The organism is Mycoplasma sp. ATU-Cv-703 (assembly GCA_004011965.1).
GTDB lineage: Bacteria > Bacillota_I > Bacilli_A > Mycoplasmatales > Metamycoplasmataceae > RYZV01.
In genome coordinates, this window is sequence record RYZV01000001.1 from 492574 (window position 1) to 506557 (window position 13984).

15 protein-coding genes are annotated in these 13984 nt (G+C 44.3%); 12 read left to right on the forward strand and 3 right to left on the reverse strand.

What is annotated here, in order from left to right:
- The first annotated feature begins 25 nt into the window (after positions 1-25).
- From CSE00_RS02250 to CSE00_RS02300, 11 genes are all read left to right on the forward strand, one after another.
- A complete protein-coding gene (locus CSE00_RS02250; RefSeq protein WP_127942960.1) occupies positions 26-1066 on the forward strand; it encodes an NAD(P)-dependent oxidoreductase in 1041 nt (346 codons plus the stop codon).
- Complete coding sequence (gene coaD, locus CSE00_RS02255) at positions 1059-1481, forward strand: pantetheine-phosphate adenylyltransferase (RefSeq protein ID WP_127942961.1); 423 nt, start codon at positions 1059-1061, stop codon at positions 1479-1481. Before CSE00_RS02250 ends, coaD begins: the two co-directional genes overlap by 8 nt.
- A gap of 24 nt (positions 1482-1505) precedes the next feature.
- Complete coding sequence (locus CSE00_RS02260) at positions 1506-3989, forward strand: valine--tRNA ligase (RefSeq protein ID WP_161565544.1); 2484 nt, start codon at positions 1506-1508, stop codon at positions 3987-3989.
- Positions 3990-4211: 222 nt separating this feature from the next.
- Positions 4212-5045 carry a bifunctional 5,10-methylenetetrahydrofolate dehydrogenase/5,10-methenyltetrahydrofolate cyclohydrolase gene (locus tag CSE00_RS02265; RefSeq protein WP_127942963.1) on the forward strand — a complete coding sequence of 278 codons (834 nt, stop codon included), beginning with the start codon at positions 4212-4214 and terminating at the stop codon, positions 5043-5045.
- 10 nt (positions 5046-5055) lie between these two features.
- A complete protein-coding gene (gene hrcA, locus CSE00_RS02270; RefSeq protein ID WP_127942964.1) occupies positions 5056-6048 on the forward strand; it encodes a heat-inducible transcriptional repressor HrcA in 993 nt (330 codons plus the stop codon).
- A 1-nt stretch (position 6049) separates the two neighbouring features.
- Positions 6050-6907, forward strand: coding sequence for a DNA recombination protein RmuC (gene rmuC / locus CSE00_RS02275; protein WP_127942965.1), 858 nt, complete (start codon positions 6050-6052; stop codon positions 6905-6907).
- A 14-nt stretch (positions 6908-6921) separates the two neighbouring features.
- Positions 6922-7575, forward strand: coding sequence for a nucleotide exchange factor GrpE (grpE, locus tag CSE00_RS02280; RefSeq protein WP_127942966.1), 654 nt, complete (start codon positions 6922-6924; stop codon positions 7573-7575).
- 17 nt (positions 7576-7592) lie between these two features.
- Entirely contained in the window at positions 7593-8375 is a 783-nt protein-coding gene (locus CSE00_RS02285; protein WP_127942967.1) for a TatD family hydrolase, read from the forward strand.
- Entirely contained in the window at positions 8335-9180 is an 846-nt protein-coding gene (rsmA, locus tag CSE00_RS02290) for a 16S rRNA (adenine(1518)-N(6)/adenine(1519)-N(6))-dimethyltransferase RsmA (RefSeq protein ID WP_127942968.1), read from the forward strand. Before CSE00_RS02285 ends, rsmA begins: the two co-directional genes overlap by 41 nt.
- Position 9181: 1 nt before the next feature.
- A complete protein-coding gene (locus tag CSE00_RS02295; protein ID WP_127942969.1) occupies positions 9182-10150 on the forward strand; it encodes a ribose-phosphate pyrophosphokinase in 969 nt (322 codons plus the stop codon).
- Between the two features lies 1 nt (position 10151).
- A complete protein-coding gene (locus CSE00_RS02300) occupies positions 10152-10385 on the forward strand; it encodes an RNA-binding S4 domain-containing protein (RefSeq protein WP_127942970.1) in 234 nt (77 codons plus the stop codon).
- On the opposite strand, the gene CSE00_RS02305 is transcribed toward CSE00_RS02300, so the two are convergent.
- Together CSE00_RS02305 and CSE00_RS02310 are read right to left on the reverse strand one after the other, a co-directional pair.
- Positions 10382-10663 (reverse strand): hypothetical protein, encoded by a 282-nt coding sequence (locus tag CSE00_RS02305; protein WP_127942971.1) that lies wholly within the window; start codon positions 10661-10663, stop codon positions 10382-10384. The two genes, CSE00_RS02300 and CSE00_RS02305, sit on opposite strands and share 4 nt — an antisense overlap.
- Positions 10664-10729: 66 nt before the next feature.
- Entirely contained in the window at positions 10730-11551 is an 822-nt protein-coding gene (locus tag CSE00_RS02310) for an alpha/beta fold hydrolase (RefSeq protein WP_127942972.1), read from the reverse strand.
- Positions 11552-11670: 119 nt separating this feature from the next.
- On the opposite strand from CSE00_RS02310, the gene CSE00_RS02315 reads away from it, so the two are divergent.
- Positions 11671-13122, forward strand: coding sequence for a M17 family metallopeptidase (locus CSE00_RS02315; RefSeq protein WP_127942973.1), 1452 nt, complete (start codon positions 11671-11673; stop codon positions 13120-13122).
- Here CSE00_RS02315 and CSE00_RS02320 read toward each other — a convergent pair.
- A complete protein-coding gene (locus CSE00_RS02320; protein ID WP_161565545.1) occupies positions 13049-13969 on the reverse strand; it encodes a glycosyltransferase family 2 protein in 921 nt (306 codons plus the stop codon). The two genes, CSE00_RS02315 and CSE00_RS02320, sit on opposite strands and share 74 nt — an antisense overlap.
- Between the last annotated feature and the right edge of the window lie 15 nt (positions 13970-13984).

A 13984-nucleotide genomic window follows, 5' to 3' on the forward strand; every position in this document is an offset into this window, starting at 1 on the left:
TAATCACAAGCAAACAAAGGATCTGATGAAAATCGCAATTTTTGACGCTCGTCCTTATGATGAAAAAACCTTTACCCGCGTGAACCGGCAATTTCGCCATAAACTAACTTTTTTTGATGTAACTTTATCGCCTAAAACGGTCAATCTAGCCGCTGGTCACCAAGCTGTCTGCGGCTTTGTTAACACGGTTGGTTCAGCCGCGGTTTTACGCAAACTCAGCGCGCTAGGTGTTAAAGTTTGGCTTCAACGTTCAATGGGTTACGAACAAATTGATTTAGCCGAAGCTCAAAAACTGGGCATTGCCGTCTTTAGAGTCGCCAATTACTCGGCTGAATCGGTGGCTGAACACGCCTTAACTTTGATGCTGGCCGTTAATCGCAAACTGCCGATTGTCAAAGCGCGCAACTCAAAGTGAAATTTTTCGCTGGTCGGACTGCAAGCTTTAATGGTTAAAAATTCGGTTGTCGGGATTGTTGGAGCTGGCAAAATCGGACTTAGTTTGATTAGAATTTTAAACGCCATGGGAGCGCGCACGCTCGTTTTTGACCAGTACGCTCGCAAGAGTTTTCCCGAGCACGCGAGCGACTACGGTTTTACTTACGTTTCTTTGAATCGCCTTCTCACTCAATCCGACTTTATCTCGCTCCACGCTCCTTTAACCGAAACAACCTACCACATGTTTGACAAGGAAGTTTTTAAAAAAGTCAAACCCGGCCTTATTTTAGTTAATTGCGCTCGGGGTGAGTTAGTCAAAACTAAGGACTTAGTTTGAGCGCTTAAAAAAGGGATTGTGGCCGGCGCTGGACTAGATGTGCTTGAGCGCGAACGCGAGAGATTTTTTTACGATTTGCAAACTCGTTCTAAAAGGCTGGCCAAGGAAGACCCGGATTGAAATTACTTACTCCAAGCCGAGAACGTGATTGTTAGCGCTCACCAAGCTTATTTTACTAGCGCAGCTCTAGATCAAATCGCGGCCATTACTTTGCAAAACGCGAGCGCGGCTGAAAAAGGCGAACTAACCCAGGCCTTGGTTTTAAAATCAGACGGCACGGTTATTAATGGCTAAATTTCAAACTCAGCGCGCCATTTTAGCTGGTTCTTTTGACCCGTGGCACGAAGGGCACCAGTCGGTGCTAGAAGCCGGGCTGGAAATTTTTACCCAAGTAATTGTTTTAGTCGCTAACAACCCGGCTAAAAAGCAAACTCCAATGTCGCTGCGCTTGGCGCAAGTTCAAAAAAAAGTCCGTCATCCACGTGCGGTGGTCAAATCGCTGACTCAAGGCTACGTGGCTGACTTTGCTCGCCAGGCCGGAATCAACTTTTTAATTCGCGGTGTCCGCGGCGATGCTGACTGAAATTATGAGCGTGAACTATCCTTAGCTAACCAAAAAATTAACCCCGATTTAAAGACGATTTTTTTCTTAGCTAAACCAGAACAAGCTAGTCTGTCTAGTTCGGCTTTGCGACCAAACATCGATTAGGCTTTTAGTACAATGATTAGTAAGATGGAAGTAAAGTATGACCACCGCTTAGTCGAAAAAGGTCGAGCTCTGAAATGGGTTAGACAAGGTTATTTTTCAACCCATCAGCCTAGTTTAAAAAAGTTCAGTTTAATTTTGCCCCCTCCGAACGTGACGGGCGAACTTCACCTGGGCCACGCCTGAAACGCTTACATCCAAGACACGCTAGTTCGCTTCAAGAAACTCGAAGGTTATGATGTTTTATGGCTGCCCGCGGTTGATCACGCCGGCATTGCCACCCAAGTCAGAGTCGAGCAGCACCTTTTTAAAGTGCAAAAAACCACCCGTCATGAACTGGGTCGCGCGAAGTTTATCAAAGAGGTGTGGAAGTGAAAAAATCTCTACGCTCAAAAAATTGTTGACCAGTGGCAAAAACTTGGTTTAGCGCTTGATTATAACCACCAAAAATTTACCATGGATGAGGACCTTGTCCAAGCGGTAAACCAAGCTTTTATCACTCTTTACCAGCGCAAATTGATTTACCGCGGAATTCGCGCGATTAATTGGGACCCCAAACTTCAAACGGTCATTTCTAACATTGAAGTAGAAAACCGTCCCGTCGCCAGCAAAATGTACTACTTTGAGTACGTTTTAGTTGACGGCATCAAAAAATTGCTAGTAGCGACTACGCGCCCGGAAACAATGTTTTCCGACGTGGCCTTGGCCGTTAACCCCAGCGACAAACGCTATGCTTCTTTGGTCGGTCAAAAAGCGCTCAGCCCGCTAACAGGCGCAGTTTTGCCCATCATTGCCAGCACGCACGTAGAGCATCGCCGTGGCTCGGGCGTGATGAAAGTGTCGGCTCACGCGGCGGTTGACGTTGAAATTATCCAGGCCAACCGACTACCTTTAATTGAATCAATCGACCGCCAAGGCAAAATGAATTCTAACGCCCAAGATTTAGTTGGCTTAGACCGTTTTCAAGCTCGCAAGGTCGTGGTTGATCGTTTGAAAAAATCGGGCGCTTTAGTTAAAGAGGAAGACACCACTAGTTACGTCGGATTTTCTCAACGCTCAAACGAGGTGATTGAAATTCTTGTCCAACCGCAGTGGTTCATTAAAATCGCTCCGCTTGCTCGCCGAGTTTTAGAAAATTTAGACTCAGCTCAGGGCAGTCAGTTTTTCCCTCCACGTTTTAAAGGGGTGCTCAAAACGTGGGTTAAAAACGCGCACGACTGGACGATAAGTCGCCAACTTTGGTGAGGTCACCGGATTCCCGCCTGGTACTTAGGTGATAAAGTAAAAGTTCAAAGCGATTCGCCTGGTCCTGGTTGACGCCAAGACGAAGATGTGCTTGACACCTGATTTTCTTCGGCGCTTGGTCCGTTTAGTTTTCTTGGTTGACCGCGTAAAAAAACGCTTTTGCAAGACTACTACCCGCTCTCAATTTTGGTAACTGGTTATGACATTATCTTTTTCTGAGTTGCTCGGATGTATTTTTTCGGGCTTGAGTTTACGGGTCAAACGCCTTTTCAAGCGGTGTTACTCAACGGATTAATTCGTGACGAAGAAGGTCAAAAAATGTCCAAATCACGCGACAACGGCATTGATCCGACAAAGGTGGTTGACAAGTACGGATCCGACGCTTTGCGCTGGTTTTTGCTGACAAACTCAACGCCTGGGCAGGACATTCGTTTTTCGTACCAAAAAATTGCCGCCGCTTGGAACTTGCTCAACAAACTTTGAAACGTAAGTCGCTACATAATGCATGTAATGCCGCATACGTCAGTCCAAAAGCCGTCAGACACTGATTTATGAATCGAAAAACGTCTGGCTCTTTTAGCCAAGACATTGACCAAAAAGTTAGACCAGTACCAACTCACTTTGGCTGGGCAGGCGATTAGTCAATTCATTCAGGAAGATTTGTCGTCCTGGTACGTGGAGTTTAGTAAAACAGAACCTAATTACCACTTTGCTAGTCAAATACTAAGTCAACTTTTAGTGCTCGTTCACCCGTTTTTACCGTTTTTGAGCGATTACTTATTTGAAAAGTTGACCGGAGAAGAACTCTTAGAAAAATCTTGGCCAACTTTCAAAACTAGTCGCGACGTTTCTTACATTGACCGCGTCATCAGTTTGACCAGAGCGCTGAGAGAGTTTCGCGCACTTCACCAAATTAGTCACCGTCAAAAAATTTTTTACGACTCCGAAACTAAACTAAAAGACTCCGAAGAGAAGATGCTTAACCACTTAGTTAACGGAGAGAGAAAGACTAACCGCGATGTTTTGCTTTTGGCGGGCAGCGAAAAGATTTACGCGATTTTACCGGCCGAGCAAATTGAGCGTCAGAAGAAACGTCAGACCCAGCAACTGACTCATTTAGCGAGTGAAATTAAACGCGCCGAAGACTTATTAGCTAACGTTAACTTCCAATCCAAGGCTCCGCGGGAAAAAGTCAAGCTAGAAAAAACCAAACTGGCTCAGTTAAAAGATCAGCTCAAAAAACTTAAAAGTAATTTGTTGAATTAATGGTTAGTTTTTCTCAGAAAAGTTTGTCAACTAACTGAATAAATGTGATACCATTCTATTTGGGTCGCAAGACCCAAAGCATAAGTACACAACTCATTTTCAATTTCAGATAAGATTTTTATATCTCTTTTTTATTTTCATTTAGGTAACTTCATTTGTTTCGCCCTCTAACCCAGAGGGTTTTTTCTTACCCAATTGATAGTCTCTATAATTGTCTTAATTATGCAAACGCTTGATGGCCGCCAGTTAGCCCAAAAATTAACTACCGAGTTAATTCAAAGAGTAAAACGCTTACCTTTTGCACCGCGTTTGGCGATTGTGCAAGTCGGCCATGACCCAACTTCTGAGCGGTACGTGCGAGCGAAAATAACTAAGGCTCAAGAGATTGGCATCAAGACTTTACACGTTCAAGTTAACTCAGAGATTAGCGAAAAAAAGTTGCTAGATTTGGTTAGAAAAAACTCACTCAGTGCCGAGGGATTAATTGTCCAATTGCCTTTGCCTAGCAAGGTTAACTCTAGACGCGTGCTTGACGCGGTGCCGCCTTGAAAAGATGTTGACGGGCTTTCTAGTTTAAATAAAAAGGTTATTCCGGCTACGCCGCGGGCTATCTTGGCACTTTTAGATTATTACGGCATCAAAATAGCTAACCGAACCGTGGTGGTTGTCGGTCAGTCGCTTTTAGTCGGAAGCCCTGTTAGCGACCTTTGCGAAAAAAAGGGTGCCCGCGTTATTCGGCTTGATAAAAACACGGGTATCGCCCAAGCCAAACTAGCTGACATTTTGATCGTGGCTACGGGCGTAGCATCTTTAATCAAAGCCGAGCACATTAAAAAGGGTGCGGTCATCATTGACGTGGGAATTAATGAGGTCGGAGTTTTACCTAGTTTTAAAAAAGTGGTGGGCGACGTTGACAAAAAATCGGTTAAACACAAAGCAGGCGCTCTTTCGCCGGTGCCTTACGGCGTGGGGCCAGTGACGATTTTAATGCTTTTAACTAACTTGGTTGAGCTAGTTGAGCAAGCCCAAAAGTCCGTTAGCACTAAAGTGCTATAATTTTTTTGCTATGACTTCGCGCCAAATTGAAATTTTAAAAGCGATTGTGGAAGAGTACATTCAAACCGGCCAACCTGTTGCTTCTGCTCATTTTACTAGTCAACCTCGTTCGCGTCGTTGGCGTTTTGGAGCGCTCTCATCAGCGACGATTCGAGGCGAAATGTTTGCTCTTGAAAAAGACGGTTATCTCCAAAAAGCGCACGCTTCTTCGGGACGCATTCCGACTACCAAAGGCTACCAACACTACGCTCAAAACGTTGCGACTGAGAGTAATGATGTTTTGCTCAGCAAACTCCAAGATGTGTTTGCCCGCCGACGTATTTCGATCGATTTAGCGCTTGACCAAGCGGCCAAAGCGATTAGTCAAGTGGTCGGCATGACACTAGTCACTAGCACCCATCCCGAAGACGAATTAATGAAATCAATTTGACTAACGCCGATCGACCACAATTTAGCCACGATTGTCGTAGTCACTTCAACGGGTCGGGTTGAATCTAAAATTTTGGAGTTTTCCGAAAATCTGAGTTTAAACGATGTGCGGATTGCCGTGCGACTTTTTAAAGAGCGTTTAGCTGACACGCCCTTAAAACAGCTTTCAAGCAAAGTTGCTGCGCTGGCACCGCTTTTAGCTAAGAGTGTCAAACATTACGAGGAGTTAATCGCCACTTTTGTCGGCAAGATTTTTGATTTTCACCACCACATTTCTAACAAAGTTTACGGCAATTGAAACTTAGTTAAGTCAACCGAAATTAAACGCGAGGATTTAGCTAAACTACTTGACATGATTGAAAATAAATCGATTTGGTCTTCGATTGAAGGCAAACTAAGCGACGAGGAAAATTTAAAAATTGCCGTTCGTCCTGACAACATCTCAATCATCTCTAAAAAAATTCATCTCAATAACACCACTAAAGAAATTTCAATCGTGGGATCAAACCGTCTCAACTACCAGGAAGCGCGCACCGCGATCAAACTCCTGGAACGGTTTTTAAAGGAGGAGTAAGGTGCAAGAATTTTTAACGGTAATTTTAGTCGTGTTTTTGATTGTATTGGTGGTCGGAATTGGTCTTAGTCTTTACCTTTACCGCCTGCGCGAGCGCTCTCGCTCGGTGGGCGACATTGGCGCAACGCGCGAGCACCAATTGCAAAGTTTTAACACGCGAATTGAGGAGTTGCGTTTTCAACTAACGCTTTTAATGAGCGGAGTGGAGAACACAAAACTAGATGAAGACGAAATTGTCAAACTGATTAGCCCAGCTCACTCGGACCATCAGCGCGAGACATTTCCGCTCCGGGAAATGTTAGAAGCAGTTTTAGGTGGTGATAAGACTTACTACGTTTGGCAGTACGCCGACGCTGAAAATTCTTTTGACGCGATGCTCTACGGAGTCAGAGATCAAAAGAATAACATTATCATTGACAGCAAAGCGCCGCTTGACCTTTACCACAAAGCGTTTGTTTTGCCTAACAAAGAAAAACGTCACGAACAGTTAAAAGTTTTCATTGACAAACTGCAAACTTACTTAAGGTCGGTCAAGTCTTTTTTAGATGTTGACCACGTCGCGCCTTTTATGCTCGTGTATTTGCCCAGCGAATCGGTTTTCAACTATTTAAAAAGACGTCAACCCGAACTAATTAGTGCCGCTCGCGAACAAGGCGTTCACCTAGTCGGACCCATCCAACTTTTTCTCGCTTTGCTTCTGTTTAAAAAAATGAAAACTAAGGTCCAAGGTGATAAACTTTATGATGAGATTGCTCAACTAAAACAAGATTTTGCCAATTTTGCTAGTCGCTGAGATAAACTAAACCGGCGTTTACGCCAGTTTAGTCAGGAGTTTGACCAAGTCAAAAGTAGTTTTTAATTTGGAGATTAACGATGAAAAAACCGCCCAAGTCCCAGAAAGAGCCGCATAAATCACCGACTCGTCCCAAACCAAAACGTCAAGCCGGTTCCAAAGCCGCAGCTAATAATTCTGCTAAAAAGGTTAGTGAACTGCAAAAAGAGATTAAAACTTTGCGCGCCAGTCTAACTAATTTAGAAAGTCAAAACTTGGTGCTAAAGCTTGAAAACCAAAAAAACATCGCCGATTTTCAAACCAAGGCCAAAGGTTTCCAAACCAAGGCTCAAGCCGAACTTGAAAAGGCTAAGCAGCATTTGCTCAGACAAGTTAAAGAAGAAAAAGAGCAGTTGCGCCGCTACGGATCGCAGCCGCTAGTTGAAAAAATTATCGGACCTATCGTCCACATTGAACAAGCTCTCCAAACCGGCTCTGAGCAAAAAGACCCAGCTGTCCGAGCTTACTTAACCGGTTTTAAAATGCTGTTTGACCAACTTTGCGAAGGCCTTAGCGAAGGCGGACTAATTAAAATTGTGCCTCGCGTGGGTGAGGAGTTTGACCCCGAAATTCACCACGCTCTTTCCACCGAGAAAAAATCTGGTCGTGCCAATAAAATCGTGAGCGTCAAACAAGTGGGTTACAAACTTCACGACCGGGTAATCAAGCCGGCTGTAGTCGTAGTCGGCAGTTAGTTGTCTATAATTATTGCATGGCTCAGCCCCGTTATTTTGACAGCCACGCCCATTTAGTCAAGCCCTATTTTAACCAGCAGCAAGTTGAGGCTGCACTCGCTTTAGCACGCGAAGCGGGCGTTGATCGCATCGTTGTGCCTAGCACCAACTTAGAGGATTGACAAGAAGTTCGTCAACTCGCTAAAACTCACCCCAAACTAGGTTTGGCTTTTGGTATTCATCCCGACAGCGCTCAAGCGGACTACGACAAGAGCATCTTTAAACAAATTCAAAAAACGCCGATCATCGCACTTGGTGAGATTGGCATTGATCTTTACCGCGAGGCTAATCCGCCGCTGGAAGTTCAACGTCACGTTTTTGAGCTCTTTTGCGATTATGGTCTGAAACACAATTTACCGCTGCTTGTTCACATGCGCTCTGCCGAGCAAGCTGTGTACGACGTGCTTAGTCAAAAGAAGTACCAAAAACTTCGCTTTGTAATTCACAGTTACACGGGCGATCTTGATTGAGCGCTTAAGTTCATTGAGCTAGGCGGACTAATTTCCTTCTCGGGAATCGTAACTTTTAAAAACGCCGAAAACGTCCAGTCAGTTGCCCGCCAACTTCCGCTTGACAAAATAATTTGCGAGACCGACACTCCGTACTTAACACCCACTCCTTACCGCGGTCAAACTAACCAACCTGCTTACGTAAAACACGTCGCCGAATTTATCGCCCGGATTCGTCCTGAGAAAGACGAGAAAGTGATTGAGGCTCTCTATGAAAACGCCCGCCGGTTCTTCCGCAAAAAAGCCGCTTAGTCCGTCTGAGATAGTTGATATTTGGAACCAAATTGCCTTTAGACCAACGCGTGGTAAGGGTCAAAATTTTTTGGTTGACCTAATCGTTTTAGACCGGATTAGCCAACTTGTTAGCAACCAAAAATGAGCGACAATCGTGGAAATAGGCGCTGGTCTAGGCGCTTTAACGCCGTTTTTAATTCACCAAGCCGCAAAAGTAGTCAGTTATGAAATTGATTCTCGTCTAGCCCAGTTTTTAAAAAAACGGCTTAGTTTTGAAAACTGAACTTTGGTGGAAGACGATTTTTTAAAAAGCGATCTTAGTCAGTTCCAAAAGCCCCTGCTAGTCGTTGGCAACATTCCTTACTCTTTAACCGCGCCGATTCTTTTTCACCTTTTCCGTTTTAGCGACTCGCTTAGTCAAGCCATTTTGATGGTCCAAAAGGAAGTCGGTTTGCGCCTGGCCGCTCAGCCGGGTCAATCTAATTACGGCAAACTGACATTGAGCGCCAACTTGTTTTGCCAAGTTAAACTTGACCAGAGTGTTTTGCCAAGCAGTTTTAAACCGCGTCCCAAAGTGGACTCGATTTTGGTTGTTTTGACTTTTAAGCCCGGAGTGAGTTGGCAAAAAAACGCTTCCGAACTTGAGTTTATTAGCCGCGCTTTTGCCTATCCGCGCAAAACGCTAGTCAACAATTTAAAAAATTTTTATCCGCTTGAGAAGATTCACTCAGTTTTAGACAAGCGCGGTTTTAAGCAGACAGTTAGAGCCGAAGAACTTAGTGGTGAAGCGCTAAGATCGTTATATAATCTACTCAACCACTAACATGAACGGAAAAAAAGTCGTTTTATTTGCGATGCCTAACTCCCAAAAACTGGGGCAAAAAATTTCTCGTGAATTAGGAATTAAGTTAACCAAAATTGATGTGACCACTTTTGCTGACGGCGAGACAATTTTAAAGTCGACCGAGACAATTCGCAACAAAGACGTTTTTGTGATTGGTGCAACCGCGCCGCCCGTTAACGAAAACATCGTCCAACTTTTAATTTTTCTTGACTCGCTTAAAAGAGCTTCGTCTGCTTCAATCACAGTCGTGCTTTCTTACTACGGATACGCTCGCCAAGACCGTAAATCGCAAGGTCGCGAACCGATCGGGGCTAAACTTGTTGCCGATTTAATTGCGACTGCCGGAGCGACCAAAGTGATTGCCGTTGACTTACACAATCCTTCAATCCAAGGTTTTTTTGATTTACCCGTTGATGATTTACGCGGTCAGTACATTTTGGCCAAGCAACTTAAAAAACTCGCGCCAAACTTGATGATTGTTTCTCCCGACCACGGCGGAGCCGTTAAAGCCCGTCTTTTGGCCGACATTCTCGGCGGACCAAGCGAAATTGCCATCATTGACAAAAGTCGCTCTGGACCTAACCAGTCCACGATTCAAGGCGTTTTGGGAAACGTTGAAGGCCAAGACTTGGTAATTATTGATGACATGATTGACACGGGCGGAACGATTGTCAAAGCGGCTAAACATTTAAAAATGGCCGGAGCTAAAAAAATTATCGTGGCCGCTACCCACGGCATTTTTTCGCGCGGTTTTGACATCTTTAACGAATCGGATGAAATTGATCAAATCGTGGTGACCGATTCGATTGAGCAAGTGGGCGCAATTAAGTCAGCTAAGTTAACGGTCGTTTCGTTAGCTGAGTTTATTGCTAAAGCGATTGAGGCTACTTACTCTAGTACTTCAATCACCAAAATTTACCACCAAATGAAAGAGCGAATTCACAGTTAAGATGAAAGTTTACGTTTATCCACCTGCCATTACAATTGGACAGTTTCTCAAGAAGATGCGCTATGTTTCAACGGGCGGTCAAGTGAAACATTTTTTAGCTCACAACGTCATCAAAATTAACCAAAAGAGTCCGGTCGGAAGAAACACCAAAGTTCCCGTCGGTGCCACCGTTTGGGTTAATGATGATCTTTACATGGTTTTAGCTGACCCGAGCGCCTCAGAGACAGCTAGTTAAATTAGTTTTTCTTGACTTGCGCCGATTAGCGTTAAAACACCACCAACAATTCAGTAAAAAAGAATCGCAATAATGCAATGAGTTAAGGTAACAGTTTTTTTGCCTTGGATGCGTTGCATACAACCAATTATCATCGGAATCCCCCACAGCATGCCGATGATGGTGAAACACCAAATGCAGGCGAAAATAATCGTTAAAATTTGGCCGGTCAAAATTAAAGCGTTTTCGTTTCTTTTGTCAGGCGTTTGAATTAAGCTGGTGTGGGGGTCGTACTTCATTGGAATTATTTGCTCCTTGCTAGGCGTTTAGCGGTGATTGCTTGGTATTTTAATTATAGGGATACTTTAATCCAACACCGACTTAATTTTGTCAACCACGATTGAAAACTGCTTTTCGTAAGTCAAAATGTGACGGGCGTGGGGCACTCAAATTAGAGTTAAATTGGGTTTTTTTTGGGCAAATATGCGGCGGACTTTTGGTAAGTTGGCTACCACATCATCCCCAGGCTGAAAGTAGTAGACCGGCTTTTGGGGCACTTTTTTGGCCATGTAACGTCAAGCGCGTTTGTTAGCGGCTCAAGTGGCGAGCGTTTCACGGATTTGGCGGTTTTTGTTCCGGTCAGCTAGACGTGCTAACCGGTGTAAAGCCCGGTTATTAGAAAAAAGCTCGTAGTTAATTTGGGTTTGGTAAGCAAAGTTAATGTTGGTTAGGTAGGAAATGCTAGTTAAAAACTGCACTTTAAATTGTTCCCAGCGCGAGGCTTTGAAAACATTAACGAGTTTACTGGGGATTGATTGAGCAAAGACCCCTTCAATTAATTCGGGGTATTTGTAAGCAAAAAGCACGCTGTAAGAACCACCCATCGATTCACCAAGCAGCCAAACTCGGTAACCCAAAGCACGAAAATGGTTGACGACAAAACGGTAATCTTTCAGGTGTTTGGCGATTGAACGAGAAGCTTTGAGTTGAGAGTTGGCGTGTCCTCTTTGTTCAATGGCAACAATCTTGTAATTTTTAAAAGCGTCAAAAAGCGGGCGCGCAAACGAAGCCGATCCATCTAGACCGTGTAAGTAAATGATTAGTTTTTTGCTTTCGCTCCGGTTAGTCAAAAATTGGATGTGACTTTTTTGGTATTTAAGACTCCGGCAAATAATTTCAGATGCCATTAGTTTCTCATCAATTATACCAACTACTTAGGACTAACTGAGCACCCCGATGCTTAAAAGCATCCTAGTCTAGGGATTGGGTTTGAGTTTGTCTAGTTAAAGTTGTTATAATTTTTACCATGAAAATAGAAGCTAAAATTTCAAGTGTAGTTAATCCAGAGCTCTTTGTTTGCCGCGTGGTTTTTGGCGAAATTGACCAGAGCACCTACTTTACCAAAGTTGGGCAAAGTAATTTGTGTTTTAAAAGCAAAACCGCTGACCTATTTTTAGGCCCGGTTCAAAAAGTGGACTATTGAAAAATTGCTGAGCACCTGGGGCAGTTTTTTTCCCGCTGACCAGCTCACCAGCCGCTGCAAGTTGATCTAGGTTCGTTCCAGGCTGCCAAACTAACAGAAAGTGAACTTTACCGGCTAATAGTTTGGAGTTTAGCCCAGGCCAAGCACCCGGCTTATAAACTGAGCGTTAAGCCCAAAAAAGTTCCTGACGTTTTCAGTTTAACTTTGGTCGACAGCCAAGGACCAAGCAGCGAGAAAAATGCCCAGTTAGAAAATTTACTGACCGTTGCTAGGGCAGCTAACTTAGCCCGCGATTTACAAGACACTCCGCCCAACCTTTTAAACAGCGAGCAGTTTGCCGACAAAATCAGAACTGAACTAGCTAATGTAGCCGAACTAAAACTAGAAATACTTGACCAAAAAGCGATTCAAGCGTTGGGTATGAACCTACTTTTAGCAGTTAACGCCGGCAGTCCGGTCGAGCCGCGCGTAGTTGTGATTGAGTACTTAGGAGCACCCGAAAGTCAGGAAAAAATCGCGCTGGTCGGTAAGGGGATTACTTTTGACAGCGGAGGTTACTCGCTCAAACCAAGCAACTTTCAGAGCGGAATGAAATTTGATATGTCCGGAGCCGCGGCAGTTTGCGCGACGATGAAAGCGCTCGCTGAACTTAAACCAGCGGTTAACGTAGTGGCAGTTGCTTGTTTAACTGATAACCGAATTGGTAAAACGGCCACTTTAGTCGAATCGGTTGTCAAGTCTTTAGACGGTAAATTCGTGGAAATTGAGGACACCGATGCCGAAGGTCGGTTAGTTTTAGCCGACGGAATTTCTTACGCGATTAAACACAAAAATGTGAGCGAGATTATTGATGTAGCGACTTTAACTGGCGCTGCTAGTCGCGCGCTTGGACCTTGGTTTACCGGCGTGATGGCTAACGACGCGAGTTTAATGGACCGATTCGGACAAGCCAGTCAAATTTCCAAAGAGCGAATTTGGCCACTACCCGTTATCCGCGAACACCGCGAAATTATGCGTAAATCGCAAACTGCTGACTTAAGTAATTTTCCGGGCGAAGTTAAAGCCGGGATGTCAACCGCGGCCGCTTTTCTCTTTGAGTTTAACCAGGGAAAACCACACCTTCACCTTGACATTGCCGGAACTGCTTACGCTAAAAAACGCGGTCAAGGAGTGATGGTCAAAACGCTTTTAACTTACTTAACTAACCGGACTTCTTTTTCCGACCACTCGGTTTGGCTCGGTACTTCCGGGTTGTTAGCCGAAAATAAGTCTTAACGGGAAAAAGCATGCGAATGTACCAGGGGATCCATTTAAAACGGACTCCTCGGGTGTTAATTTTAGCTTTCCGCTCAGGAACACTTTGAGCGCGTCTTCTCAGTTCCCAAAGATACATTAAAGCGTAGGCCGACACTTCGCGGTCGGTGTCCATTTTGTCAATTTCTTCGATGTTATCAAGCCAAAGATCAACGCGCTTTTGATCCCACTTAGCTTGGGTGGAGTTGCCCGGTCGGTCGACTCACCAAACTACCAGCGGCTCGCCAAGGTAGTAAATCCGCTTGGCTTTAGAGATTAAGTAATTGAAAAGAATTGTGTCTTGGTAAGAAACTTTTTCGCGCAACTTAGGAAGCTGGTAAAAAAGTTCGCGCCGATAAAACTTTCCGTGGGGAGTCGAAAGCGGCGATCGAGCTTGGGCAGCGCTGATGTACTTACTCTTAAACAAAATAACGGGCAGGGCACGCTGCTTTCCGTTCATTAGCCTAATTAGTTTTGTGATTAAAACATCAATTGTCGGATCGCGAACTAGTTGTTGGTTAACAAGTTCTAGAGCACGAGGAACAAACCAATCGTCAGAGTCTAAAATAGTCACGTACTGGTTCTTAACCAGTTTTTTTTGTAAAACGTAGTTAATCACCGATCCCCAGTTGCCGTTTGGTTTGCGGAAGTAACGTCAGTTAGCGTGTTTATCTAAAAAAGGTTCAACCGCGGTTTTTAAACCGTCAGTTGAACCGTCATCAATAATTAGGACTTCAAAATTTTGGTAAGTTTGTTGCTCTAACGAGCGCAAGGTTTTGCTAATGAATGGGACTGCGTTATAAGCAGGAACAATAACCGTGAACGACATCGCTCCTAACATTAT